The sequence below is a fragment of the Micromonospora saelicesensis genome (assembly GCF_900091575.1).
Lineage (GTDB): Bacteria > Actinomycetota > Actinomycetes > Mycobacteriales > Micromonosporaceae > Micromonospora > Micromonospora saelicesensis.
The window spans coordinates 1-23,710 of the sequence record NZ_FMCR01000004.1 but is presented as its reverse complement, the minus strand read 5'-3'; the positions used below and the strand labels follow the sequence as shown (position 1 = coordinate 23,710).

The following is a 23,710-nucleotide window of genomic DNA, read 5'->3' as shown; positions in this document are numbered from 1 at the left end:
CTCAGCGGCCCAGCACGACCCGGGCCATCCCGTCCAGCGCGGGATTGCCCGGGTCCCAGTAACCGGTGTGCCCGCCTCGCCCGCTGCCGAAGACCCGGGCGCCGAACCCGGGATCCGACGGGTCGTGCCCGAACCACAGTTCGTGCCCGGTCTGGCCCGGCCAGCCCAGCACGGCGGCCAGCGGAGCCGTACGCAGCAGGGCCCGTCGGCCCAGCTCCTCCGGTGACCGGGCCGCCCGGATCACGTCGTCGGGGGCGCTGCTCGCCCAGACCTCCCCGGGTGCCACGCCCAGCTCGGAGGCGTGCGACGCGCCGACACCGGGGGAGCCGACGAAGAGCAGCGCGTCGGCGGCCAGGCCATGCTCCCGGGCGGCCACCCCCACCACCAGCGACCCGTAGCTGTGCCCGAGCACCGTCTGCCGGGCCGGCGGCCCGTCGTGGCTGACGCGCAGCCCCTCCTGGAAGCGGTGCAACGCCGGGCCGGCGTCCCTGGCCTGACCCGCCGAGGCTGCCTCGGTCAGCAGATCCGGAGCGTCGTAGTCCAACCAGAGCACCGCCGCGCTGCGCTCATCCGGGGCGAGCGCGGCGCACCGCTCCAGCACCCGGGCCGCTCTGCCCAGCTCGGCGGAGGCGTCGTCCAGGCCGGCGGTCATCCCCGGCACGTAGGTGAGCACCCGGTCGGCGTGGTCCGGGTCGCCGAGCGCCACCACCGCCCGGCCCTCACCCGCCGGATCCAACCCGAGCAGGTACGCCCGCGGCGCCTCGCCGGCGGTAAGCCGTCCGGCCAGCGCGTCCAGACCGGCCAGCCGTCCGGCCACCCCGCGCAACCGGATCAACGCGAGCGGCCCGGACGGCACCCGGGACAGCAGCCGTCGCCGCTCGGCCAGCAGTTCCGCACGCCAGGCGTCGAGCCGTAACCGGTTGGCCTGGTCGCGGGCGGCCACCGGCAGCCCGTCCAACCGGCCGACCACTGCCGGCTCGCGCGCGATCAGCCACCGGCGCTGCGCCGGGGTCAACCCGGACCACCAGGCGCTGACCAGCGCGGGCGCGGCACCGAGGGCCGGTCGGCCCGGCGGGGGCGGGGACGCCCAACCGGTGCCAGCGGCCCTGGCCAGGTCATCCAACCGGTCGGCGGCGGCCCGGTCCGCGGCGGCTGCCCCGTCGAGCGCGGCCCGCAGGGCCGCGGCCACCCCAGCGGCGGCGACCCCGGCCCGCTCGGTGGGCCGGAACCGGGCGGGATCGACCCGCACCCCACCCGAGCGGTCCACCAGCAGGCCGGCCGCCTCGGCCTGGGCGACCGCCTGGGAGAGCCGCGCCTTCGCCACCGCCAGCCCACCGGCCAACTCGGCCAGCACCTGGTCGACCTCGATCAGCGCGGGTGCGATCGAGGTCAGCTCGTCACGCAGACCGCTGAGTCGAGTGTCCGCCGCCGTGGCTGCCGCACCCGACCAACCGCCCCGCAACCGCCCGGTGGCCGTGCGAAGCTCGCTGAGGTGCCGATCGAGTGGTCCGGCCAACCCCGCCCACGCCGCCCCGGCGGCCCGCCACCCGCCGGGATCGACAGCCCACAGCTGTCGGTAGCCGACGCTGCTCACCGGGGTAGGGAGGCGAACCGGCCGGCGGCCCGGTCGTCCACCGTCTCGTACGCCTCGGCCGCCACCCGGACCCCGCCGGAGGTCGCCGCGACCCGGGCACCCAGCCGGCAGAACCAGGCGTGCCCGGCTGCCTCCAACCCGGCCAGCGCCGCGCCGGCTCGCCACTCGGGCGCCGCCACCACCAGCCCGGGCAACCCCGCGAGGCCCAACGCCAACCGGCGCGCCTCGTCGTCGAGCAGGACGGCGACCGCCCGTAACTCCTCCGGCTGGACGGCGAACGGCTCGTCGGTCATGACCACACCCCCGTGGACGATCGGCATCGACGCGCTGACGCTAGGCACGTACCGGAGGTCGCGCGGTGCCCTGTGGACAGCCGACGTCGAGGCGTACCCCCGGGTGTCCACAGGCGTTGCCCAGCACGAGCCCGACGGCTAATCTGCGGCCCCGACCGCCGGTAGGGTGGTGTGGTGATCGTCGCTGTCGGCATCGACGTCGTCCTGGTCGACCGGTTCGCCCGGGCCCTGGCACGGACGCCGCTGCTCGCCGACCGGCTCTTCACCGAGGCCGAGCGGCACACCCGCTCCGGCAGCCCGCGTTCGCCCGAGTCGCTCGCCGCCCGCTTCGCCGCCAAGGAGGCGGTGGCCAAGGCGCTCGGCGCCCCGGCCGGGCTCAACTGGCACGACTGCGAGATCGTGCCCGACCCGGATGGCCGACCCTGGCTGGCCGTCTCCGGCACGGTCGCGGCGGTGGCCGACGCACGCGGGGTCAACCACTGGCACCTCTCGTTGTCGCACGACGGCGGGATCGCGTCGGCGATGGTGGTCGCGGAACGATGACGTCGGCCGGGAGGGCCGGTCAGGTCCGCCCGCGAACGGAATGGGACACGGTGGCATGAGAGCGGTGTGGCGGGTGGCCGACGTACGGGCGGCCGAGGCGGGGTTGATGGGCACGCTGCCGGAGGGGACGCTGATGCAGCGGGCCGCCGCCGGCCTGGCCCGCCGCGCCGCGCTCCTGCTCGCCGAGCGGGGCGGAGTCTACGGAGGCCGGGTGCTGCTGCTGGTCGGCTCCGGTGACAACGGCGGCGACGCGCTGTACGCGGGGGAGCGGTTGGCCCGCCGAGGTGTCCAGGTGTCCGCCCTGCTGCTCACCCCCGGGCGGGCGCACGCCGCCGGCCTGGCCGCGCTGCGAGCCGCTGGCGGCCGGGTGGTGCCGGATCCGGCCGGCCCGGTCGACCTTGTCCTCGACGGCATCGTCGGCATCGGTGGCACCGGCGGGCTGCGGGCGAACGCGGACGACGTGGTCCAGCGCCTCGGCGAGCTGCGCGGACGCGACGGGGAGCGGGCCACAGTGCTGGCGGTCGACGTGCCCAGCGGGGTCGCGGTCGACACCGGCCACGTGCCGCTGTCCGCGTCCGGCCGGCCCACCGCGGTCCGCGCCGACGTGACGGTGGCCTTCGGCGCGCTGAAGCCCGCCCTGGTGGTCGGGCCGGCCGCCGCGCTGGCCGGGCACGTCGAACTGGTCGACATCGGGCTGCGGCCGTGGCTGCGCGGCACCCCGGCGCTGCGGGTCACCGAGTGGTCCGACCTGGTCGACTGGTGGCCCCAGCTGGGCCCGGCGTCGGAGAAGTACACCCGGGGCGTGGTGGGGGTGGCGACCGGCTCGGCGACCTACCCTGGTGCGGCGGTGCTCTCCGTGGGTGGCGCCCTGGCCGGGCCGACCGGCCTGGTCCGCTACGCCGGCAGCGCCCGCGCCGAGGTGCTGCACCAGCACCCGTCGGTGATCGCCAGCGGGCGGGTCGCCGACGCGGGCCGGGTGCAGGCCTGGGTCTGCGGCTCCGGGCTGGGCACCGGTGCCGACGCGGCGGCCGAGCTGCGCGCCGTACTGGCCGCCCCGGTGCCGGTGGTGCTCGACGCCGACGCCCTGACCCTGCTGGTGGACGGCTCGCTCGCCGACCGGCTGCGGGGTCGGGACGCCCCCATCGTGGTCACCCCGCACGACCGGGAGTTCACCCGTCTCTGCGGGGAGGAGCCGGGCGCCGACCGGGTCGGCGCCGCGCTGCGGTTGGCCGCCTGGATGAACGCGGTGGTGCTGCTCAAGGGCGATCGCACGGTGATCGGCACGCCGGACGGTCGGGCGTACGTCAACCCGACCGGCACCCCGGCGCTGGCCACCGGCGGCACCGGCGACGTGTTGGCCGGGCTGCTCGGCTCGCTGCTGGCGGCCGGGGTACCCGCCGATCGGGCCGCCGCCTCGGCCGCGTACCTGCACGGGCTCGCCGGGCGGGAGGCGGCCCGGAGTGGGCCGGTGACCGCGCCCGACGTGGCGACCGCGCTGCGTCCGGTGCTGGCCCGGCTGGGCTGAACGGGGCAGTTTCGGGTGCGGTGACCGGATCGCCGCGTCGGGACGTGCGTCGCCGCCCGCGGTGATCACGGCGGAAAGTAGGCTGGGTACATGTGGCAGGCCGAGGTACGCGTCGATCTTGACGCCATCCGCGAGAACGTGAGCAGGCTCCGCTCCGGCACCACCGCCGAGTTGATGGCAGTGGTGAAGGCCGACGGGTACGGCCACGGCATGCTTCCGGCCGCCCGCGCGGCGCTCGACGCCGGCGCTGACTGGCTCGGTGTCTGCACCCTCGACGAGGCGCTCACCCTCCGGCGGGCCGGGGTGACAGTGCCGGTGCTGGCCTGGCTGCTCGCCCCCGGGTTGCCGCTGCACGAGGGGGTCACCGCCGGGGTGGACCTGGGCGCGGCCAGCCTGGCGCAACTGGACGAGATGATCGAGGCGAGTCGCCTCGCCGGGCGTCCCGCCCGCCTGCACCTCAAGATCGATACGGGGCTGTCCCGGGGCGGTGCGACAGTCGCCGACTGGCCCGCGCTGCTGGACGCCGCCGCGAAGGCGCAGGCCGACGGCCTGGTCGAGGTGGTCGGCGTGTGGAGCCATTTCGTGTACGCGGACTCGCCCGGCCACCCCACCACCGACCGCCAACTGGCCGTCTTCCACGAAGGGCTGGCCATGGTCGAGCGGGCCGGGCTGCGACCGCGCTGGCGGCACCTCGCCAACTCGGCCGCCACCCTCACCCGCCCGGACACCCACTTCGACCTGGTCCGCCCCGGCCTGGCCATCTACGGGCTGTCCCCGGTGGCCGGCGAGACGTACGGGTTGCGGCCGGCGATGACCGCCCGCGCCCGGGTGATGCTCACCAAGCGGGTGCCCGCCGGCACCGGTATCTCCTACGGACACGCCTACACCACGGAAGCCGACGCGAACCTGGCCGTGGTGCCGCTCGGGTACGCCGACGGGGTTCCCCGGCACGCGTCCAACACCGGCCCGGTGCAGCTCGGCGGCGTACGCCGGACGATCTCGGGACGGGTCTGCATGGACCAGTTCGTGCTCGACTGCGGCGACGACCCGGTCGCCGACGGCGACGTGGCGACGCTCTTCGGCAGCGGCGTCGACGGCGAACCGACAGCGGACGACTGGGCCGAGGCGGTCGGCACGATCAACTACGAGATCGTCACCCGGTTCGGCGGCACGCGGGTGCCCCGGGTCTACGACGGCGAGAAACCATGAGTTATCGCATTCCCCGTCCGCGGACGGCCGCGGGCCGGGTCGCCGGGATCGTCGGCGCGGCGGTGGGGGTGGCCGCGGCGGGTCTGGCGGCCGGCGTCGCGACCGAGCGGACCCTGGTCCGCCGGCTCAAGGCGGACCCGGCCGACCGCTACGCGCACGAGACGTTCGACCAGCAGCGGTACGACGAGGCGTTCCGCTTGGAGCTGCCGGACGGCACCGACATCCACGTCGAGGTGGTCGAGCCGACCCGGCCGGTGCCGGGGCGACCGACTGTGGTGCTGGTGCACGGCTTCTGCCTGGACATGGGGACGTTCCACTTCCAGCGCCAGATGCTCGCCGCCCGCGGTGACTACCGGATCGTGTCCTACGACCAGCCCGGTCACGGCCGGTCCGGCCGGCTGGAGACCGGGGAGTACGACCTCGCCGTGCTCGGCCGCACGCTGCGCCAGGTGATCGACCGAACCGCCCCGGATGGGCCGCTGGTGCTGGTCGGCCACTCGATGGGCGGCATGACCATCATGGCCTTCGCCGAGCTGTTCGGAGAACTGTTCGGTGACCGGGTGGTGGGCACCGTTCTGATGGCCACGTCGGGCGGGCTCATCGCGGAGACCAAGCTGGTCGCGCCCGCCTTGCTCGGCCGGGTCGGCGGCCCGGTGCTCTACATGGTCAGCAACGCCACCCGGTACGGCGGGCCGGTGATCGACAAGGCCCGCAAGTCGACGTCGAACGTGGCCTGGCTGCTGACCCGCAAGTACGGCTTCGGCACCCGCAAGCCCAGCCCGTCGCTGGTGTCCTACGTGGAGACGATGAACTCCCGGACGTCGGCCGACACGGTGACCCGCTACCTGCGGACCCTGGCCACCCACTCGCGCTTCCCGGCGCTGGCGGCGCTGGCGGCGACTCCGGTGCTGGTGGTGGTCGGCGACAAGGACATGATCACGCCGGTGACCCACTCCGAGGAGATCGTCCGCCGGTTGCCGCACGCCGAGTTCGTGAAGATCAAGGACAGCGGTCACGTGGTGATGTTGGAGCACGCGGACGAGGTCAACGCCGCCCTGGCGCGGTTCCTGGAGTCATTGCAGAGCGTGGAGGAACGGTGAGTCACGTCGTCAAGCTGCCGACCGTCGAGGACACTCGGGACTTCGGCCAGCGGCTGGCCGGGCTGCTGCGCGCCGGCGACCTGGTGCTGTTGACCGGCCCGTTGGGCGCCGGCAAGACCGCGCTCACCCAGGGCATCGGCGCCGGGCTCGGTGTCCTCGGGGACATCACCTCACCGACCTTCGTGATCGCCCGGGTGCACCGCCCCGACCCGGCCCGGGGCGGCCGGGTGGCGCTGGTGCACGCCGACGCGTACCGGTTGGGTGACGCCACCGACCCGCGCGCCGAGATCGACGACCTGGACCTCGACGCGTCGGTGGACGACTCGGTGACCGTGGTGGAGTGGGGCGAGGGCCTGGTGGAGCAGTTGGTGGACGCGCACCTGCGGGTTCGCATCGACCGCCGCGACGACGACACCCGCATCGTCGAACTGGACCCGATCGGCGGCGACTGGGCCCGGCGGCTCGCCGACCTGGGCTAGGTCGGCGGCTGTCGTACCCGGTGCCTAGAGTGCGGGGGTCCGACCCGCGCTGTGAGAGGTTCCCGATGCCCGACGACGCTCCCGCCCTGGATCTGCTGGCCCTGCTGCCGGAGCAGTGGCGCACCGTGCTCACCCCGCACCTCGACCCGGCGCGCACCGCCGCGCTGGGCGACTTCGTCGCCCGGGAATACGCGACGCAGACGGTCTTCCCGCCGCTGGAGGATCTGTTCTCGGCATACCGGCTCTGCCCGCCCCAGGGCACCCGGGTGCTCATCCTCGGGCAGGATCCCTACCACCGGGCCGGGCAGGCACACGGGTTGAGCTTCAGCGTCCGCGACGGTGTGACGGTGCCGCCGTCGTTGCGCAACGTCTTCAAGGAGCTGGGCGAGGACGTGGGCGTCCCCAAGCCGCGCAGCGGCAACCTCGACGGGTGGGCCGCCCAGGGCGTGCTGCTGCTCAACGCGGTGCTGACCGTCCGGCAGGCCACCCCGGGCTCGCACGCCAACGCCGGCTGGGAAGAGTTCACCGACGCGACGATCCGGGCACTGGACGCGGCACCGGAGCGGGTGGTCTTCCTGCTCTGGGGTGGCTACGCCCGTAAGAAGGCCGCGCTGGTCACCAATCCGCAGCACGTGGTGCTGGAGGCGGGTCACCCCAGCCCGATGAACCCGCGCGGTTTCCTCGGTAGCCGCCCGTTCAGCGCCGCCAACAAGGCACTCGCCGACGCCGGCCTGCCCACCATCGACTGGGAGCGCACCGCCGGCTGAGCCGGCAGTCGGGCCGGCAGTTGGCTCAGCCGTCGCTGGCCAACTGTCGGTCCCGGTAGTGGCGCAACAGTTCGGCGGCGCGCGGCTCGCTCAGCTCCAGCTCGACAAGCGGCACCACCTGGTAACTCCGCCCGCCGTGGCGCACCTCGATCGTCTCGGGCAGCTCGTCGCACATCGTGGCCCTGATCTCCCCGTACCGGGTCGACCACCGGTGTTCGCCCGGCTCCTCGGGCTCCAACCACACCCCGCCGAACTCACCCCAGCGGGCGTTCCACCGCTGCCCGTAGTTCGTCTCCAGCCAGCGGGTGAACGGTTTGGAGTCCTGCCAGCGCAGGGCGATCTCCAGCGCGTCGGCCGGCACCGGCGCGCCCTGCAACAGCGCCGCGGTGCTCCCGGTGATCACCTGCGGAAAGTCGGTGAGCCGGTCCAGCAGCTCATCCAGGCCAAGCTCGTCGATCCGCTCGGCGATCGGCCGGGCGGCCAGGTCGTCGATCCGGGCGTCGAGGTGCGCGTCCAACGGCTCGACCCCGACGACCAACTGCACATCCATCGCGGCAAGCAACCGCTCCAGCATGGCGATGCTGGGCCCTCGGCCGCCGCCTTCGATCCGGGCGACCGTCGCCTGGCTGACTCCGGCCAACTTGGCCAGCTCGCACTGGCTCAGCTCGCGCGACTGTCGTTGCTCACGGATGGCAGCGCCGAGCAGGCCGGCGAGACGAATGGATGGCATCCCGGGATGGTGGACCACGTCAGCCCTGACCGAAACCGCTGAGGCGTATTCACGACTGGACGGCCGTCGCCCTGCTTCATCGGGCTGCGGCTGAGGCGTCACCGGTGACCAGGGCCGTTCCCTGATGAGCGGTATACCTGTGAGTCATAAATATGACTCACAGGTATACCGCTCGCTGGGGGATGTGGCCCGGCCCGTCCGCCGGCCCGGCCCGTCCGCTGGCCCGCCCCGCCCGCTGGCCCGGCCCGTCCGCCGGTCCGCCCGTCCGCCCGTCCGCCGGTCCGCCGGTCCGCCGGCCCGTCCGCCGGCCCGTCCGCCGGCCCGGCCCGTCCGCCGGTCCGCCCGCCCGTCCGCCGGTCCGCCCGCCCGTCCGCCGGCCCGGCCCGCCCGCCGGCCCGTCGCCCACGCGGGAGAGCGACCGTGGTGCGGGGCGGCTGGCGTGGTGTGGGCCTGCCGAGGGTTGGTGGTGCGGGCGGCTCGTGGGTGGGCGTGACCGTGGCTGACGGCGGAGGCGGGGCGTGACCGGGGGCGCGGGGCGGGGCGGCTAGGCTGGCTTACCGTGCTCGTACTCGTGGTGGACAGCTCGACCCCCGCGGTCACCGCCGCGCTGGTGGAGGTCTCGGCAGACGGCGTGGCGTCGCGGGCGCACCGGTGCACGGTCGACGCCCGTGCGCACGGTGAGCTGCTCGCGCCCCAGGTGGATGCGGTCCTCGCCGACGCTGACGCGCGCCCGCGTGACCTCGACGCCATCGTCGCCGGGCTCGGCCCGGGTCCGTTCACCGGGCTGCGGGTCGGCCTGGTCACCGCCGCGACGATGGGTCAGGTGCTCGGCATCCCCACGTACGGCGTCTGTTCGCTGGACGCCATCGGTTACCCGGCGGCGTCCGGCGTGCCGGTCCTGGCCGCCAGCGACGCCCGGCGCAAGGAGCTCTACTGGGCCGTCTACGACGGCACCGGCCAGCGGATCGTCGGGCCCGAGGTGTCCGCGCCGGCGGTCGCCGCCGCGCGCGCCCGCGAACTGGGCGCGACGATCGCGGTCGGTGACGGGGCGCACCGGTACGCCGAGGTCCTGGACCTGCCCGTCCGGGTCGAGCCGCGCTACCCGGACGCGACAGTGCTGGCGCTGCTCGCCGCCGAGCGGATCCGGGCGGGGGCGTCCAGTGAGCGGCTCATCCCGCTCTACCTGCGCCGCCCCGACGCGGTGGCGGCGACCGGTCGCAAACCGGTCCTGCCATGATGGCGGTACGGCTCGAACCGTTCCGCTGGTGGCACATCGACGACGTGCTGCCGATCGAGGCGGACCTCTTCGGCGCTGAAAAGTGGTCGCCCGCCATGTTCTGGAGCGAGCTCGCCAACGGGCACCACTACCGGGTCGCCGTTGACGCGGACGGGTCGGTGCTCGGCTACGCCGGGCTCGCCGGCGTTCCGCCAGACGAGGTGTGGGTACAGAACATCGCCGTCCGCCGGGACGCCCAGCGGCGCGGCGTAGGCCGTGCCCTGCTGGAGGAGTTGCTCGCCGAGGCGGTCCGGCGCGACGCCCGCAGCACCCTGCTGGAGGTCGCCGTGGACAACGCCGCAGCTCAACGCCTCTACGCGACGTACGGTTTCGAGCCGATCGGGGTGCGGCGCGGCTACTACCAACCGAGCAACACCGACGCGCTGGTCATGCGGCGCGACGCCGAGCCGACCGGGGACGGACCACACGACCATGGCTGACGAACCACTGATCCTGGGTATCGAGACCTCCTGCGACGAGACCGGTGTCGGCATCGTGCGGGGGCACACCCTGCTGGCCGACGCGCTCGCCTCCAGCGTCGAGGAACACGCCCGGTTCGGGGGTGTGGTGCCGGAGGTGGCCAGCCGGGCACACCTGGAGGCCATCGTGCCGACGATGGACCGGGCACTGACCGAGGCCGGCGTCACGCTGGCCGACATCGACGCGATCGCTGTCACCTCCGGGCCGGGGCTGGCCGGTGCGTTGCTGGTCGGCGTCGCTGCCGCCAAGGGGTACGCGGTCGCCGCCGAGAAACCCATCTACGGCGTCAACCACCTCGCCGCCCACGTCGCTGTGGACACTCTTGAGCACGGCCCACTGCCCGAACCCGCCATCGCGCTCCTGGTGTCCGGCGGCCACTCGTCCCTCCTGCTCGTGGACGACCTGGCCCGGGGCGTCACCCCGCTGGGCGCCACCATCGACGACGCGGCCGGGGAAGCGTTCGACAAGGTCGCCCGGCTGCTCGGGTTGCCGTTCCCGGGCGGTCCGCCCATCGACCGGGAGGCCCGGGCCGGCGATGCCGCCTCGATCGCCTTCCCCCGCGGTCTGACCGCCGCGAAGGATCTCGCCGCCCACCGGTACGACTTCTCGTTCTCGGGCCTGAAGACGGCGGTTGCCCGCTGGGTCGAGGCCCGTCAGCGTGCCGGTGAGCCGGTTCCGGTGGCCGACGTGGCCGCGTCCTTCCAGGAGGCGGTCTGTGACGTCCTGACCAGCAAGGCGCTCGCCGCCTGCCGGGCGCAGGGCATCGAGACCCTGGTCATCGGCGGGGGAGTGGCGGCGAACTCGCGGCTGCGGGCGATGGCCGAGCAGCGAGCCGAGAAGTACGGCATCCGGGTCCGGGTACCCAGGCCGAAGTTGTGCACCGACAACGGCGCGATGGTGGCCGCGCTCGGTTCGCACCTGGTCGCCGCCGGGGTCGCTCCGAGCCGACTGGACCTGCCAGCCGATTCGGCGCTGCCGTTGACCACGGTCAGCGTGTGACGGGAGCGGCGGACATGATCGTGCGGATGTGGGAGGCGCGCGCTGAGGCGTACGGAGTCGCCGACCTGATCACCTGGGTGTGCGACACCGCCCTGCCCGAGTTGGAGCACGACCCGCTCCACGTCTCCAGCGAGGTCTTCTCCTCCACCGATCACCGCGTGGTGGTGATCTCCAAGTGGCGCAGCAGCCCCCGCCCGCTGCCGGACCCACCAGCCATGCTGGTGGCCCGCGCCCCGCACTCCTGGGACTTCACCCAGGTAGACCGCTGACGCGAGCCACCATCCAGGCCGCTGCCTGATCGGTCAGCTGCGGCGCAACATCCGGTAGGTGGCGATTCCGCCCGTGCCCAGCGCGGCGAGGAAGACCAGCCAGACGACGGTGCTGCTGACTCCGACCTGCGGGCCGGAGTTGGCGGAGGCGGCGGCCAGGAGCCCGTCCTCACCCGGGGCGGGCAGCGCGGCCGGCGGCAGCTCCGGCCAACGGACCAGGCCGGTGCTCTCCAGCATCTGCATGTGGTGCTGGACGAACGCGTTGGCGTCCTCGCAGAGCTTGCGGACGGTGGCGTCCCGGGTGCTGGCCCGGACCGCGCCGATCACCGGGAAGATCTTGCCGTGGGCGACTCGGAGCCGGGTGACGAAGATCTGGTCGAACCGGGCGCCGGATGCCTTCTGCATCTCGGCCAGCCAGCCCTTCTGCTCGGCGGTCGGCTCGCTGGGGATCGTCGCGCCCAACTTGTTGGCCGCGTCGACCACGAGCTGGTCGAGCTTCTGGTGCTCGCTGGCGATGCCGGCACCGATCTCCCGGACCTTCGCCGACTGTCCCTTCTCGGCGGCCATCTGGCCGGCTGGCATCTCCCACAGCCCGGCCAGCCGCACCCCGTTGAGCAGTGTCATGTCGGCGGCGTTGAGCTGCTGGCCACCGGCGGGTGCGGCGACGGCCACGCCGGGCAGGACTCCGACCCCCGCGATGACCGCGATGAGCAGCATCGCCGCTCGGTGCGTCCGGGTGCCCAGTCGGCGATGGGCGGATCTGAGCGGTGCCATGTCTGTGGTGCCTCCTCGGTCCGGACCGGAACGCGTCTGGACCGGGCAGCCGTATCCTGCCGGTTGCCCGTCCGCCCACTGGTACGGACTGATCGCGCGATCAGTTCATCGCGGAGCGACAGGGATCAGCGGGTGACGGCGAGCAGGCCTCCGAGCAGCAGCAGGGTGAGCGCCGCAGCGGCGAAGACCATCAGCAGCTCCTGACGCCCGCGCTCGACCGGGCCGGCGTCGACGACCGGGTTGGGCAGGGCCGGTAGATCGCGGGTCAGCGCGGCCAGGTCACCGAGGGTGCGTGCCGTCCACACCGCACCGGCCCGATCGGAGAACTCGTCGAGCGTCAGCCGGCCCGCCGCAGTGTGCTGGTGCAGCGCGGCGACCACCCGGTTGCGGTCGTCGTCGGAGGCGCGCAGCTCGACATCCACGCCGGACAGCGTACGCGGATCAGCCCACGTCGAGGGGGTCGGCGAGGAGTCGTTCGAAGGCCAGCTCGGCGGCACCGATCAGGGGCGCGTCCGTACCCAGTTTCGGCGTACGCAGCCGGACGTGCTCCAGGCAGGCGCCGAGCGCGTTGGAGTTGAGTCGGCTGCGGATCTGGGCCGCCGCAGCGAGGTAGAGGTCGCGCATCGTGCCGCCGAAGATGACCATCTCGGGGTTGAAGATGTTCACCAGGTTGGCGACCCCGAAGCCGAGCCAGTCGCCGGCCTGGCGGACCGCCGTCTGGGCGCGGGCGTCACCCCGGTCGGCGGCGTCGAAGACGGCCAGCAGCGCGTCGCGGCCCCGGGCGTCGGAGCGTCCGGCGGCACGCAGGAGGCCGTGCTCGCCGATCTCGGTCTCCCAACAGCCCCGGGAGCCGCACTCACAGGGCCTGCCGTCGCGGACCACCTTCATGTGGCCGACCTCGCCGCCGTACCCACCGTGCCCGGTCAGTCGGCGCCCACCGGCGATGATGCCGGCACCCACGCCCACGTCGCCGTACAGGTAGAGGACGTTGTCGCAGCCCGCCGCCACACCTCTCGCGTGCTCGGCGAACGCGGCGACGTCGGCCACGTTGCCCACTGTGACCGGTACGTCGATGCCCAACTCGTCGGCGAGGGCCGCGCCGATCGGCTCGTCCACCCAGCCAGTGGTGGGGCCGAGTCGGACCAGGCCGTCGTCCCGGCGGACCATGCCGCAGACGGCGACGCCGGCACCGACGCAGATCGCGTCCGCCGGCGCCAGTTGCTGCATCTCCTTTACCGCGCCGGCCAGTAGTGGCGCGGCCTCCGCGGCCAGCAGCCCGCGCGGCCGGTCCAGATCCCGGCGGTCCAGGACCGCGCCACCCAGCCCGATCCGGGCGGCGCGCAGCCGGTCCACCTCCACTGAGTACGCGTACGCGTAGACCCGGGCCGACTCGGGCCGGACGACCAGTGACGGTCGTCCGGCTCGGCCGGTTTCCTTCGGTGCCCCTTCGCTGACCAGCCCCACCGCGGACAGGTCGGCGGTGAGCGCGCCGATGGTGCTGCGGTTGAGGCCCAGCGTGGTGGTCAGTTCGGCACGCGTGGTCGCCCCGTGGACGTGCACGTGTCGCAGCAGGGCCCCGAGGTTCTGCCGCCGGACGTCATCCTGGCTCGGTCCTGGGCGCATGCTGGTGCTACCTCCCGCGCGGTCAGCGGGTGCCGGTGGCTGCCGCGCGGCGGCGGGAGAGCGCGTCGACGCTGGCGGCGAGCAGCAGTACGACGCCGGTGACCACGTACTTGACTCCAGCGGTGTACCCCATCAGGCCCATTCCGTTCTCGATGACCGCGACCACCGCGCCGCCGAGTACGGCGTCGAGGACGCGGCCCTTGCCACCGAAGAGGCTGGTGCCGCCGATCACCGCCGCGCCGACCGCGTAGAGCAGTACGTTACTGCCCCCGGTGTTCGGGTCGACCGAGTTGGCCCGACTGGCCGCCACGATGCCACCGATGGCGGCCATGGACGAGCAGATCACGAACACGGAGATCCGGATCCGGTCGACTCCGATGCCGGCCCGGCGGGCCGCTTCCCGGTTGCCGCCCACGGCGTAGATGTGCCGGCCGTAGCTGGTGCGCTGTAGTACGAACGTCCAGACGACAAGCAGCACCGCGATGATCGGCACCACGATCGGCACACCCTTGAGCGAGACGATGAGGACGTTACGGCTGCGCTCCAGGTTGAGCACGTACACCGCCGCTCCGAGGATGACGGCGAGCCCGCCGATCCGTAGCGCCACCACCGCGAGCGGGTCGGTGATCAGACCGCGGGCCGCCCGGTTGCGGTGGCGCAGCAGTTGCACCGCCGCGTAGCCGACGACGGCGAGGGCGGTCAGCGCCCAGCCCAACGTGGGGCCGAGGTTGCGGTTGGCGATGGCGACCAGCACGTCGTCGCGGACGGAGATGTTGGTGCCATCCTTGACGAGCAGCAGCACGACGCCCTGGAAGGCGAGGAAGCCGGCGAGGGTGACCACGAAGGACGGAATGCCGATCTTCGCGACGAGCATGCCGAGCGTGGTGCCGATGACCACACCGGTGGCGACAGCGGCGAGCACGGCGACCCACCAGGGGTAGCCGAGCACTGTGACCACATTGGCCAGCACCGCCGCGCAGACGCCGCTGGCGAAGCCGGCGGACAGGTCGATCTCGCCGAGCAGCAGCACGAAGACCAGGCCCATCGCGATCAGCGTGACCGCCGCGCCCTGGGTGAAGAGGTTGGCGAAGTTGCCGGCCGACAGGAACGACGACGGCCGCATGATCGCGAAGACGGTGCAGAGCACGATCAGGCCGAGTACGGCCGGTAGCGCGCCGACGTCGCCACCGCGTACCCGACTCAGGTAGTTGCGGAAGTGGCCTCCGACGGTCGGCGTCGGTGTGACGGCGGCGGGGCCGTCCTTCCGCACGGCGGTGGTGGTCATCGGACGCCTCCTGAGGTCGAGTCGGCCGGCTGCGGGCCGTCGCCGTTGCTGCCCGGGTCGGTGGCGAGGCCGAGCCCGCCCGAGCGCCCGGCGGTGATCAGCTCGACCACCTGGGCGTGGGTGATGTCGGTGGTCTTCACCTGGGCGACCATCTGGCCGAGGTACAGCGCGGCGATCCGGTCGGAGACGGCGAAGACGTCGTTCATGTTGTGCGAGATGAGCACCACGGCCAGGCCGTTGTCGGCGAGGCGGCGGACCAGTTCGAGCACCTGGGCGGTCTGTGCCACGCCGAGCGCCGCAGTTGGCTCGTCCAGGATGACCAGCTTGCTGTTCCAGAGCACCGCCTTGGCGATGGCTACGGTCTGGCGCTGGCCACCGGAGAGGCTGGACACGTGCTGGCGGAGTGAGGTGACGGTGCGGATGGAGAGCCCTGCCAGGGTTTCGGCGGCGAGCTGTTCCATTGTCGGCTCGTCGAGGACGATGCCGCTGCGCCTCTCCCGGCCGAGGAACATGTTCTGCACGATGTCCAGGTTGTCGCAGAGCGCGAGGTCCTGGTAGACGACCTCGATGCCGAGCGTGGCGGCGTCGCGGGGGCTGCCGATGTGCACCGGTTCACCGTTGAACAGGAACTCTCCAGCGTCGGTGGGGTGGATGCCGCTGATGCACTTCACCAGGGTCGACTTGCCGGCGCCGTTGTCGCCGACCAGTGCGGTCACTTCGCCCGGGTGGACGGTCAGGGCGACGTCGCGGAGCACCTGGACGGGACCGAAGCTCTTGTCGATCCCGCGGAGTTCCAGCAAGGGGGTCGCGGACACGGGGGTCTCCTTCTCAAGGGAGGGTCGGGGCCCGTCCGGCGGGCGCCGCCCGGCACGGGAGGGTGCTCCCGTGCCGGGCGGCGATGGTCGTTCCGGCGGGTACTGCGGCGTCGGTCAGCTGATGCCGGCTTCGGCGCAGAACTTGGCGTAGGCCCCGGTGCAGACCTGCTCCTTGGTCGCGTAGCCGTCGGCGATGACGTCCTTGACGTTGTCCTTGTAGATGGCCTTCGGGGTGAGCAGCACCGAGGGGACGTCGCGGTCGCCGTCCTTCACCGTCTGGCCGGTGTCCTTCTTCTCGCCCTTGGCCAGCGCGATGGCCAGGTCCGCGGCGGCCTTGGCCTCTTCCCGGACCGCCTTGTAGACGGTCACGCACTGGTCACCGGCGAGGATGTTCTGCAGGCCCTCCACGCTGGCGTCCTGGCCGGTCACCGGCACCTTGCCGTTGAGCTTGTTCTTCTTCAGGATCGAGATGGCGGCGTTGCCGAGAGTGTCGTTGGCGGCCAGCACGCCGTCGATCTTGCCCTTGGTCGCGGTGAGCTGCTGCTCGAAGATGGTCGCGGCGGTGGGGCCGTCCCAGCCCGGCACGGCGTCGTCCGGGCCCTTGGTGTATTCCTTGGAGTCGAACTTCGGCTTGAGCACCGAGTCGTAGCCGGCCTTGAACAGGGTGGCGTTGTTGTCGGTGGGGGAGCCGTTCAGGTACGCCACGACGGGGTTCTTGGCGCCCTTCTCGGTCAGGCACTTGGCCAGACCCTCGCCCTGGAGCTTGCCGACGGTCTCGTTGTCGAAGCTGACGTAGTACTGGGCGGAGCCGCCGAGGGTGAGCCGGTCGTAGTCGATGGTGGCGACGCCCTGCGACTTGGCCTTGTCGAGCACGGCCTTGCCTGTGCCGGAGTCCAGGTTGACGATCATCAGGGCGGTGACGCCGCTGGTGATCATCTGGTCGGCGATGGTCTGGAAGGCGCTCTTGTCGTTCTGGGCGTTCTGGATGTCGTACTGGACGCCGGCAGCCTTGAACGCCTCCTCCAGGAAGCGACGGTCCGCCGTCTCCCAGCGGGGGGAGGACTTGCTGTCCGGAAGGATCACGCCGATCTTGGGAGTCTTCTTGGAGTCGGCCGAGCCGTTGCCGGAGTCGTCGCTACACGCGGTCAAGCCGCCGGTCGTGAGCAGGCCCACGGCGGCGATGGTGAGGATCCCCTTACGCATGTGCAGGGTCCTTTCGGAGGTGGGGGAGGTGTTGTTTTGTTGTGTCCGGCAACGTATTTCGCGTCACACCGGCTCCACAAGACCGCGCAGGCGCATAGTTTGTTGGGAGCGATAACAATTCAGCAACGCGACTGTTACTCGCTGGGTATCCCACGGGGGAGTCGACGTAACGAGGGTCGTCAGTGGGTCTGCAACGGCGCGGTGCGGGCGTCGGTCAGCGCCACCAGATCCGCAGCGGCCAGTTCGAGTTGCAGACCGCGCCGACCAGCCGAGACGTAGATCGTCGGGAGGTCCAGCGCGGATTCGTCCAGCACTGTGGGCAACCGTCGACGCTGCCCGAGCGGGCTGATCCCACCGCGTACGTAACCGGTGGCCCGCTCGGCGACCGCCCGGTCGGCCAACACCGCCCGCTTGCCGCCGACCGCCGCCGCGAGCGCCTTGAGATCCAGCTCGCCGGTGACCGGAACGACCGCCACGGTGAGCGCGCCGTCGACAGCGGTCACCAGAGACTTGAACACGCGCTCCGGTGCCACGTCGAGCGCCACCGCCACCAACGCGCCGTAGTTCGGGGCGTCCGGCGCCACCCGGTACGGATGGGTGCGATGCGCGATTCCGCGCTTGACCAAGAGTGCCGTTGCCGGCGTGCCCTGTCCCGCCACAGCGACGAGGCTAGTCGAGATGGCGCTAGGGCCTGTTTCATAAGAACTGGCCGGCCTGCGGCGGGCCCGGACGACGACCGGCGGCGTTGCGGTTTCGTCCGGATACAACACCGGTATCCGGACGAAACCGCGCCTTGCCGGATCGCCGCCCGGACTCCGCCTCGGCTCGACCGCCCTTATGAAACAGGCCCTAGTCGACCGGCTGGCCGATCAGCACCGTCGGTGCGCCGTCGACCCGGGTGAGCACCAGACTCGCCGCCGCGTCCCCGGCCAGCCGCAGGTCCCGCCGGAGCTGCTCCGGGGTGAGCGCCGAACCCCGCTTGAGGATCTCCACCCGGCCCACCCGGCGGTCGCGCAGCAGCGCCCGCAGGCGCTTGAGCGAGAACGGCAGCACGTCGGTGATCTCCAGACAGCGCGCGTACGGGGTGCGGATCGGCTGGTCGGCGTAGAGGTAGGCGATGCTCGGATCGCCCAGGTTGGCGTCCAGTTCGGTGGCCAGTTCGGCCACGAGGTGCGCGCGCACCACCGCCGGGTCCGGGTCGTACAGGTAGCGACGCGGCGGCCCGACCGGCGCCTCGGCGGCACCCGAGCCGGTGAGCTCGTGGCGGTGGGCCTCAGCGCCCCGCTGGCGATAGAGGGTGGCGCGGCGGGGCACCTCCGCCAGCTCGCCGCACCAGAGCGCGGCCTCGACCAGGTCGCCGTCCACGCCGACCCACTCGGCCTCCGCGCCGGCCGGAATGAGCGCGTGGTCCAGGCCCGGCGCCACCTTCACCACGGTGCGCGGCACCCGCTCGGCCAGCCCGGTCACGAAGTCCCACGGTGGCGAGTAGGCGCGTGGGTCGAAGATCCGCCGCCCGGTGCCGGTGGTACGGCGGGCCGGATCGCAGAAGACGCCGTCGACCCCTGACACGTCGAACCCGGTCGCGTCGCCGCACTCGACAGTGAACAGCTCGGCCAGGCCCGCCGCCTCGGCGTTGGCGGCGGCCATCGCCGCGGTCACCGGATCGGCCTCCACCCCGTACACCCGGATGCCGGCGCGGGCGGCGGCCAGCGCGTCGGCCCCGAGCCCGCACCCGAGGTCGGCCAGGATGCGCACGCCGGCCGCGTACAACCGGGCGGCCCGACGGTCGGCGACCACCCGGCGGGTGGCCTGCTCCAGGCCGGGACGGGTGAGGAACATCCCAGCGGCGGCCGAGCCGAACTTGCCCACCGCCCGGTGGCGCAGCTCGGCCTGGGTCAGTGCCGCGGCGGCCAACGTCGGCGGCACGCCGGTCGCGCGCAGCGCCGACGCCGCGACCAGTGGATCACCGCCGGCCAGGTCGGCCGCCGCCGTGAGCGCGGCCGACCCCTCAGGGGTACGCAGCGCCGCCAGCTGATCGAGATCCACCCGGCCATTGTCCCGGCCGACCCGGAAATCCTGGCTGGCGGGGCGCGACTCGCTGGCACTCTCCTTGACGGAGTGCTAGCCACGGAATAACCTGCGATTAGCACTCTCACCCTGAGGGTGCCAGCTTCCGGGTCTCGCGACCCGGGTGCGCACGCCAGGCGGACCGGCACCCGCGACGACGGCACCGCCCGGTGGCATGAGGCAGATTGACGCTGGTCAGCCCCGCTGGCCAGCAACGAAACCAGTACCCCAGGAGGGTATGCCCGTGACTACCGCGACCAAGGTTGCGATCAAGCCGCTCGAGGACCGCATCGTGGTCCAGGCGAACGAGGCTGAGACCACCACGGCGTCGGGCATCGTGATCCCCGACACCGCCAAGGAGAAGCCGCAGGAGGGCACCGTCCTCGCTGTGGGCCCGGGGCGCGTCGACGACAACGGCAACCGGGTTCCGGTTGACGTGCAGGTCGGCGACACCGTCCTCTACTCGAAGTACGGCGGCACCGAGGTCAAGTACGCCGGCGAGGAGTACCTGGTGCTCTCCGCCCGCGACGTCCTCGCGGTCATCGAGAAGTAAGCAACCGATCAGTGCCACTGCCCCGGTCCGGCTCGCCGGGCCGGGGCAATGGCGCTTCGAAGGGACATTAATGGCGAAGATCCTGAGCTTCTCGGACGACGCCCGGCACCTGCTGGAGCACGGTGTCAACGCCCTCGCGGACGCGGTCAAGGTCACCCTCGGCCCGCGCGGGCGCAACGTCGTCCTGGACAAGAAATTCGGTGCGCCGACGATCACCAACGATGGTGTGACCATCGCCAAGGAGATCGAGCTCACCAACCCGTACGAGAACCTTGGCGCGCAGCTGGTCAAGGAGGTGGCGACCAAGACCAACGACGTCGCCGGCGACGGGACCACCACCGCGACCGTGCTGGCCCAGGCGATGGTTCGCGAGGGTCTGCGCAACGTGACCGCCGGGACCAACCCGGCCGGCCTCAAGCGGGGCATCGACGCGGCGGCCACCAAGGTCTCCGAGGCGTTGCTCGGCCGTGCCGCCGAGGTCACCAGCAAGGAGTCGATCGCGAACGTGGCGACGATCTCCGCGCAGGACTCCACGATCGGCGATCTGATCGCCGAGGCGATGGAGCGCGTCGGCCGCGACGGTGTCATCACCGTCGAGGAAGGCTCGATGCTCACCACCGAACTGGACGTGACCGAGGGTCTCCAGTTCGACAAGGGCTTCATCTCGCCGAACTTCGTCACCGACCTGGAGGGTCAGGAGTCCGTCCTTGAGGACGCGTACATCCTGGTCACCACCCAGAAGATCTCGGCGATCGAGGAGCTGCTGCCGCTGCTGGAGAAGGTCCTGCAGAACAGCAAGCCCCTGCTGATCATCGCCGAGGACGTGGACGGCCAGGCGCTCTCCACCCTGGTGGTCAACTCGCTGCGCAAGACCCTCAAGGTCTGCGCGGTCAAGGCCCCGGGCTTCGGTGACCGACGCAAGGCAATGCTCCAGGACATCGCGATCTCCACGGGCGCCGAGCTGGTCGCCCCGGAGCTGGGCTACAAGATCGACCAGGTCGGCCTGGAGGTGCTCGGCACCGCTCGGCGCGTCGTGGTCGACAAGGAGAACACCACGATCGTCGACGGCGGCGGCCAGAAGGCCGACGTTGCCGACCGGGTCTCCCAGATCCGCAAGGAGATCGAGGCCTCCGACTCCGAATGGGACCGGGAGAAGCTGGCCGAGCGGCTGGCGAAGCTCTCCGGTGGCATCGCCGTCATCAAGGCTGGCGCGGCCACCGAGGTCGAGATGAAGGAGCGCAAGCACCGCATCGAGGACGCCATCGCGGCGACCAAGGCTGCGGTCGAGGAGGGCACCGTGCCCGGCGGCGGCGCCGCCCTGGTGCAGATCCGCTCGGTGCTCGACGATGACCTGGGCTTCACCGGTGACGAGAAGGTCGGCGTCTCGGTCGTGCGCAAGGCGCTCGTCGAGCCGCTGCGCTGGATCGCGCAGAACGCCGGTCACGACGGCTACGTCGTGACGCAGAAGGTCGCCGACCTCGACTGGGGCAACGGCCTCGACGCCGCCAAGGGCGAGTACGTCGACCTGGTCAAGGCCGGCATCATCGACCCGGTGAAGGTGACCCGCAACGCGGTCACCAACGCCGCCTCGATCGCCGGTCTGCTGCTCACCACGGAGAGCCTCGTGGTGGAGAAGCCGGAGCAGGCCGAGCCGGCCGCCGGCGGCGGGCACGGCCACGGTCACGGGCACCAGCACGGCCCGGGCTTCTGATCCGGTAGCGACACCCGTTCCGGGGCGCACCGCCGTACGGCGGTGCGCCCCGGCTCGTTCTTGCGGACTGGTAGGTCATTACCGAACGCTGACGTTGTTGGCGACCGGCCGAGATGATCGCGCACACTGGGCCGATGAGCACCACGTCACGGCGGTACGCCGCGTTGGCCGGAATCACCGCCGCCGCCGTCGCGATCGGGATCGCCGAACCGGTCGCGGTGTTGACCGGTCCCCGGTCGGCGCCCCTGGTCGCGGTCGGCGGTGTCATCGTCGACGCCGTCCCCGAGTCGCTGAAGCAACTCGCCATCGACCTCTTCGGCACCGCCGACAAGATCGCGCTGCTGGTCGGCACGGCCGTGTTGTTGGGAGGCTTCGCCGCGCTCTTCGGCGTACTGGCGGTCCGCCGGTTGGCACTCGGCCTGGCCGGCATTGCCGCGTTCGGCGCCATCGGCGTGGCCGCCGCGTTGACCCGCTCCGGCGCCGACCTCGCCGACGCACTGCCGTCCCTGGTCGGTGCCGGTCTCGGCGCCCTGGTGCTCTGGCTGTTCATCGGCGGACCGTTCGAGCTGGACCCCTGGACCTGGTCACCACCCACGCCGCCCGCTGGCCGGGTGTCGTCCGCTGGTTCTGCGTTACCGGGTGGCCCGGTGTCGCCTGGCGAATCGGTGCCGGTGTCCCCGGCGGGGCCGGTGCCGGTGACTCCCGCCGGGCCGACGGCGGCGGTCGAACCGGTCGGGCCTGCCGAAGTGGACCCGGAGTCGCGGCGGCGTTTCCTCACCGGCAGCGGGGTGCTGCTCGGTACGGCCGTGGTGGCCGGTCTCGGTGGGCGCTGGCTGGCGGGGCGGCGCGGCGTGTCCGCAGCCCGCGACGCGATCCGCCTGCCCGCGCCGGTAGCCCCCGCACCGGCCGTGCCGGCGGGCGCGGACCTCTCGCTGACGCAGCTCGCGCCGTACGTCACCCCGAACTTCGGTTTCTACCGGATCGACACCGCGCTGGTGGTGCCCCAGGTCGACCCGGACACCTGGCGGCTGCGGATCCACGGACGGGTCGGTAGGGAGCGCACCTACAGCTACGCGGATCTGCTGGCGCGACCGCTGGTCGAGCGGTACGTGACGCTGGCCTGCGTCTCCAACGAGGTGGGCGGGGACCTGATCGGCAATGCCCTGTGGCTCGGCGTACCCCTGCGGGAACTGCTGGACGAGGTCGAGCCGGACGACGACGCCGACCAGGTCGTCGGCCGGTCGGTCGATGGCTGGACCTGCGGCACCCCCACCGCCGCGCTGCGCGACGGACGGGACGCGCTGCTGGCCGTCGGGATGAACGGCGAGCCGCTGCCGGTCGAGCACGGCTTCCCGGTCCGAGTGGTGGTGCCGGGCCTCTACGGCTACGTGTCGGCCTGCAAATGGGTGACCGAACTGGAGCTGACCCGGTTCGCCGACTTCGACGCGTACTGGGTGCCGCGCGGCTGGTCCCCCCAGGGGCCGATCAAGACCCAGTCCCGGATCGACACGCCCCGGGGGCGTAACCGGCTGACCGCCGGCCCGGTAACCGTGGCCGGGGTGGCCTGGGCGCAGCACCGGGGCATCCGCCGAGTCGAGGCACGCGTCGACGACGGCCCGTGGCAGGAAGCCGCGCTGGCCCCGACCGTGTCGGTCGACACCTGGGTGCAGTGGTCCTGGCGCTGGGACGCCACCCCGGGCGAGCACCGGCTCCAGGTCCGCGCGACCGACGCGACAGGTGAAACCCAAACCGAACGTACCCAGGACGTCGTCCCGGACGGCGCCACCGGCTGGCACACGATCACCGTCACCGTCCGCTGATCCACGCCATGGCGTCGCCGCCCGGGCTGGGTCCGTGACGAGTGCCCGCGACGTGCTCTGCGCGTTGATGGGCTGTGCAGGCGACCTGCCTTGCGGTGCTGGTGGGCTGTGCTCGCCACGTGCTCCGCAGTCGGCGGGCGGTGTTTGTGGCCGGCTCTGCGGGTGGACGGGCGCTGTCCGCGATCTGGTCCGCGGGTGGGCGGGCTGGTCCGCGGGTGGGCGGGCGTGTCCGCGACCTGCCTTGCGGGTGGGCGGGCAGTGTCCGTGACCTGCCTTGCTGGTTCCCGCGACTCGCCTTTGGGTCGGCGGGCCGGCCGGTTGACCGGTTGATCGGTGGTACCCCAGACCGTGCATGCAGATCTTGGACACTTTCCGTTAGCGCCGGACGGAAAGTGTCCAAGATCTGCGGACTCAGAGCGCAGAAATGCCGCTGGCCGGCACCCCGGGTGGGGGTGCCGGCCAGCGGTCGGTGTCGTGCCGTGGTCTTGCCGTGCGGTGCGGTGCTGCGGCAGTGCTGTGGTGTGGGTCAGCTGTTCCAGTGCTGGGCGACCAGGTCGGTGGCCTGCTGCTCCCACTGGGCGTAGGCGTCCGGGTA

The 23,710-nt window shown here is 72.5% G+C and carries 24 protein-coding genes; 13 read left to right on the top strand and 11 right to left on the bottom strand.

What is annotated here, in order from left to right:
- Position 1: 1 nt before the first annotated feature.
- Positions 2-1,594, bottom strand: coding sequence for an alpha/beta hydrolase (locus tag GA0070561_RS18205; protein WP_091402306.1), 1,593 nt, complete (start codon positions 1,592-1,594; stop codon positions 2-4).
- Positions 1,591-1,887: a hypothetical protein gene (locus GA0070561_RS18200; RefSeq protein WP_091402304.1), complete on the bottom strand. Its 297-nt coding sequence runs from the start codon at positions 1,885-1,887 to the stop codon at positions 1,591-1,593. Before GA0070561_RS18200 ends, GA0070561_RS18205 begins: the two co-directional genes overlap by 4 nt.
- A gap of 174 nt (positions 1,888-2,061) precedes the next feature.
- Between GA0070561_RS18200 and GA0070561_RS18195 the strand changes: the two genes are divergently transcribed.
- From GA0070561_RS18195 to ung, 6 genes are all read left to right on the top strand, one after another.
- Positions 2,062-2,430 (top strand): holo-ACP synthase, encoded by a 369-nt coding sequence (locus GA0070561_RS18195; RefSeq protein WP_091403516.1) that lies wholly within the window; start codon positions 2,062-2,064, stop codon positions 2,428-2,430.
- Positions 2,431-2,485: 55 nt separating this feature from the next.
- On the top strand, positions 2,486-3,955 hold the full coding sequence (locus tag GA0070561_RS18190; protein WP_091402303.1) for an NAD(P)H-hydrate dehydratase: 1,470 nt from the start codon (positions 2,486-2,488) through the stop codon (positions 3,953-3,955).
- A 90-nt stretch (positions 3,956-4,045) separates the two neighbouring features.
- The gene (gene alr, locus GA0070561_RS18185; protein ID WP_091402301.1) at positions 4,046-5,164 is read left to right on the top strand and encodes an alanine racemase; all 1,119 of its coding nucleotides are present in this window, start codon (positions 4,046-4,048) and stop codon (positions 5,162-5,164) included.
- Positions 5,161-6,264, top strand: coding sequence for an alpha/beta fold hydrolase (locus tag GA0070561_RS18180; RefSeq protein WP_091402299.1), 1,104 nt, complete (start codon positions 5,161-5,163; stop codon positions 6,262-6,264). Before alr ends, GA0070561_RS18180 begins: the two co-directional genes overlap by 4 nt.
- The gene (tsaE, locus tag GA0070561_RS18175; protein ID WP_091402297.1) at positions 6,261-6,743 is read left to right on the top strand and encodes a tRNA (adenosine(37)-N6)-threonylcarbamoyltransferase complex ATPase subunit type 1 TsaE; all 483 of its coding nucleotides are present in this window, start codon (positions 6,261-6,263) and stop codon (positions 6,741-6,743) included. The genes GA0070561_RS18180 and tsaE overlap by 4 nt, the downstream gene beginning before the upstream one ends.
- A 65-nt stretch (positions 6,744-6,808) precedes the next feature.
- Positions 6,809-7,510, top strand: coding sequence for a uracil-DNA glycosylase (gene ung, locus GA0070561_RS18170; protein WP_091402296.1), 702 nt, complete (start codon positions 6,809-6,811; stop codon positions 7,508-7,510).
- 25 nt (positions 7,511-7,535) lie between these two features.
- On the opposite strand, the gene GA0070561_RS18165 is transcribed toward ung, so the two are convergent.
- Entirely contained in the window at positions 7,536-8,240 is a 705-nt protein-coding gene (locus GA0070561_RS18165; protein WP_091402294.1) for a helix-turn-helix domain-containing protein, read from the bottom strand.
- A 559-nt stretch (positions 8,241-8,799) separates the two neighbouring features.
- Here GA0070561_RS18165 and tsaB point away from each other — a divergent pair.
- From tsaB to GA0070561_RS18145, 4 genes are read left to right on the top strand one after another with little or no spacing between them, the layout of a single operon-like run.
- Positions 8,800-9,477, top strand: coding sequence for a tRNA (adenosine(37)-N6)-threonylcarbamoyltransferase complex dimerization subunit type 1 TsaB (gene tsaB / locus GA0070561_RS18160; RefSeq protein ID WP_091402292.1), 678 nt, complete (start codon positions 8,800-8,802; stop codon positions 9,475-9,477).
- Entirely contained in the window at positions 9,474-9,956 is a 483-nt protein-coding gene (gene rimI, locus GA0070561_RS18155) for a ribosomal protein S18-alanine N-acetyltransferase (protein ID WP_091402290.1), read from the top strand. The genes tsaB and rimI overlap by 4 nt, the downstream gene beginning before the upstream one ends.
- Complete coding sequence (gene tsaD, locus GA0070561_RS18150) at positions 9,949-10,995, top strand: tRNA (adenosine(37)-N6)-threonylcarbamoyltransferase complex transferase subunit TsaD (RefSeq protein ID WP_091402289.1); 1,047 nt, start codon at positions 9,949-9,951, stop codon at positions 10,993-10,995. The genes rimI and tsaD overlap by 8 nt, the downstream gene beginning before the upstream one ends.
- 14 nt (positions 10,996-11,009) lie before the next feature.
- Positions 11,010-11,264, top strand: a complete 255-nt coding sequence (locus GA0070561_RS18145) for a hypothetical protein (RefSeq protein ID WP_091402287.1) — start codon at positions 11,010-11,012, stop codon at positions 11,262-11,264.
- Between the two features lie 33 nt (positions 11,265-11,297).
- Here the strand turns inward: GA0070561_RS18145 and GA0070561_RS18140 are convergent, their stop codons facing one another.
- The 8 genes from GA0070561_RS18140 to GA0070561_RS18105 all read right to left on the bottom strand — a co-directional run bounded on the left by GA0070561_RS18140 (position 11,298) and on the right by GA0070561_RS18105 (position 19,010).
- Entirely contained in the window at positions 11,298-12,038 is a 741-nt protein-coding gene (locus GA0070561_RS18140; RefSeq protein WP_091402285.1) for a DUF4142 domain-containing protein, read from the bottom strand.
- A 125-nt stretch (positions 12,039-12,163) separates the two neighbouring features.
- The gene (locus GA0070561_RS18135) at positions 12,164-12,460 is read right to left on the bottom strand and encodes a DUF1707 SHOCT-like domain-containing protein (protein WP_091402284.1); all 297 of its coding nucleotides are present in this window, start codon (positions 12,458-12,460) and stop codon (positions 12,164-12,166) included.
- Positions 12,461-12,479: 19 nt separating this feature from the next.
- Positions 12,480-13,661 (bottom strand): ROK family protein, encoded by a 1,182-nt coding sequence (locus GA0070561_RS18130; protein ID WP_091402282.1) that lies wholly within the window; start codon positions 13,659-13,661, stop codon positions 12,480-12,482.
- A gap of 22 nt (positions 13,662-13,683) precedes the next feature.
- Positions 13,684-14,946 carry a sugar ABC transporter permease gene (locus GA0070561_RS18125; RefSeq protein ID WP_091402280.1) on the bottom strand — a complete coding sequence of 421 codons (1,263 nt, stop codon included), beginning with the start codon at positions 14,944-14,946 and terminating at the stop codon, positions 13,684-13,686.
- Positions 14,943-15,761 (bottom strand): ATP-binding cassette domain-containing protein, encoded by an 819-nt coding sequence (locus GA0070561_RS18120; RefSeq protein WP_091402279.1) that lies wholly within the window; start codon positions 15,759-15,761, stop codon positions 14,943-14,945. The genes GA0070561_RS18125 and GA0070561_RS18120 overlap by 4 nt, the downstream gene beginning before the upstream one ends.
- 114 nt (positions 15,762-15,875) lie before the next feature.
- On the bottom strand, positions 15,876-16,964 hold the full coding sequence (locus GA0070561_RS18115; RefSeq protein ID WP_091402277.1) for a sugar ABC transporter substrate-binding protein: 1,089 nt from the start codon (positions 16,962-16,964) through the stop codon (positions 15,876-15,878).
- A gap of 179 nt (positions 16,965-17,143) precedes the next feature.
- The gene (ybaK, locus tag GA0070561_RS18110) at positions 17,144-17,623 is read right to left on the bottom strand and encodes a Cys-tRNA(Pro) deacylase (protein ID WP_091402275.1); all 480 of its coding nucleotides are present in this window, start codon (positions 17,621-17,623) and stop codon (positions 17,144-17,146) included.
- Positions 17,624-17,813: 190 nt separating this feature from the next.
- Positions 17,814-19,010 (bottom strand): THUMP-like domain-containing protein, encoded by a 1,197-nt coding sequence (locus GA0070561_RS18105; protein WP_091402273.1) that lies wholly within the window; start codon positions 19,008-19,010, stop codon positions 17,814-17,816.
- A gap of 259 nt (positions 19,011-19,269) precedes the next feature.
- On the opposite strand from GA0070561_RS18105, the gene groES reads away from it, so the two are divergent.
- The 3 genes from groES to GA0070561_RS18090 all read left to right on the top strand — a co-directional run bounded on the left by groES (position 19,270) and on the right by GA0070561_RS18090 (position 23,115).
- Positions 19,270-19,584, top strand: a complete 315-nt coding sequence (gene groES, locus GA0070561_RS18100) for a co-chaperone GroES (protein WP_030330046.1) — start codon at positions 19,270-19,272, stop codon at positions 19,582-19,584.
- 70 nt (positions 19,585-19,654) lie between these two features.
- Entirely contained in the window at positions 19,655-21,295 is a 1,641-nt protein-coding gene (gene groL, locus GA0070561_RS18095; RefSeq protein ID WP_091402271.1) for a chaperonin GroEL, read from the top strand.
- A gap of 134 nt (positions 21,296-21,429) precedes the next feature.
- Positions 21,430-23,115, top strand: coding sequence for a molybdopterin-dependent oxidoreductase (locus tag GA0070561_RS18090; protein ID WP_091402268.1), 1,686 nt, complete (start codon positions 21,430-21,432; stop codon positions 23,113-23,115).
- Positions 23,116-23,710 lie beyond the last annotated feature (595 nt).

Excerpts from the sequence above, each read along its gene's own strand:
- GA0070561_RS18200 (WP_091402304.1), bottom strand. The coding sequence starts at position 1,887 with ATGACCGACGAGCCGTTCGCCGTCCAGCCGGAGGAGTTACGGGCGGTC.
- GA0070561_RS18190 (WP_091402303.1), top strand. The coding sequence starts at position 2,486 with ATGAGAGCGGTGTGGCGGGTGGCCGACGTACGGGCGGCCGAGGCGGGG.
- alr (WP_091402301.1), top strand. The coding sequence starts at position 4,046 with ATGTGGCAGGCCGAGGTACGCGTCGATCTTGACGCCATCCGCGAGAAC.
- GA0070561_RS18180 (WP_091402299.1), top strand. The coding sequence starts at position 5,161 with ATGAGTTATCGCATTCCCCGTCCGCGGACGGCCGCGGGCCGGGTCGCC.
- ung (WP_091402296.1), top strand. The coding sequence starts at position 6,809 with ATGCCCGACGACGCTCCCGCCCTGGATCTGCTGGCCCTGCTGCCGGAG.
- GA0070561_RS18165 (WP_091402294.1), bottom strand. The coding sequence starts at position 8,240 with ATGCCATCCATTCGTCTCGCCGGCCTGCTCGGCGCTGCCATCCGTGAG.
- rimI (WP_091402290.1), top strand. The coding sequence starts at position 9,474 with ATGATGGCGGTACGGCTCGAACCGTTCCGCTGGTGGCACATCGACGAC.
- tsaD (WP_091402289.1), top strand. The coding sequence starts at position 9,949 with ATGGCTGACGAACCACTGATCCTGGGTATCGAGACCTCCTGCGACGAG.
- GA0070561_RS18145 (WP_091402287.1), top strand. The coding sequence starts at position 11,010 with ATGATCGTGCGGATGTGGGAGGCGCGCGCTGAGGCGTACGGAGTCGCC.
- GA0070561_RS18140 (WP_091402285.1), bottom strand. The coding sequence starts at position 12,038 with ATGGCACCGCTCAGATCCGCCCATCGCCGACTGGGCACCCGGACGCAC.
- GA0070561_RS18130 (WP_091402282.1), bottom strand. The coding sequence starts at position 13,661 with ATGCGCCCAGGACCGAGCCAGGATGACGTCCGGCGGCAGAACCTCGGG.
- GA0070561_RS18125 (WP_091402280.1), bottom strand. The coding sequence starts at position 14,946 with ATGACCACCACCGCCGTGCGGAAGGACGGCCCCGCCGCCGTCACACCG.
- GA0070561_RS18115 (WP_091402277.1), bottom strand. The coding sequence starts at position 16,964 with ATGCGTAAGGGGATCCTCACCATCGCCGCCGTGGGCCTGCTCACGACC.
- groES (WP_030330046.1), top strand. The coding sequence starts at position 19,270 with ATGCCCGTGACTACCGCGACCAAGGTTGCGATCAAGCCGCTCGAGGAC.
- groL (WP_091402271.1), top strand. The coding sequence starts at position 19,655 with ATGGCGAAGATCCTGAGCTTCTCGGACGACGCCCGGCACCTGCTGGAG.
- GA0070561_RS18090 (WP_091402268.1), top strand. The coding sequence starts at position 21,430 with ATGAGCACCACGTCACGGCGGTACGCCGCGTTGGCCGGAATCACCGCC.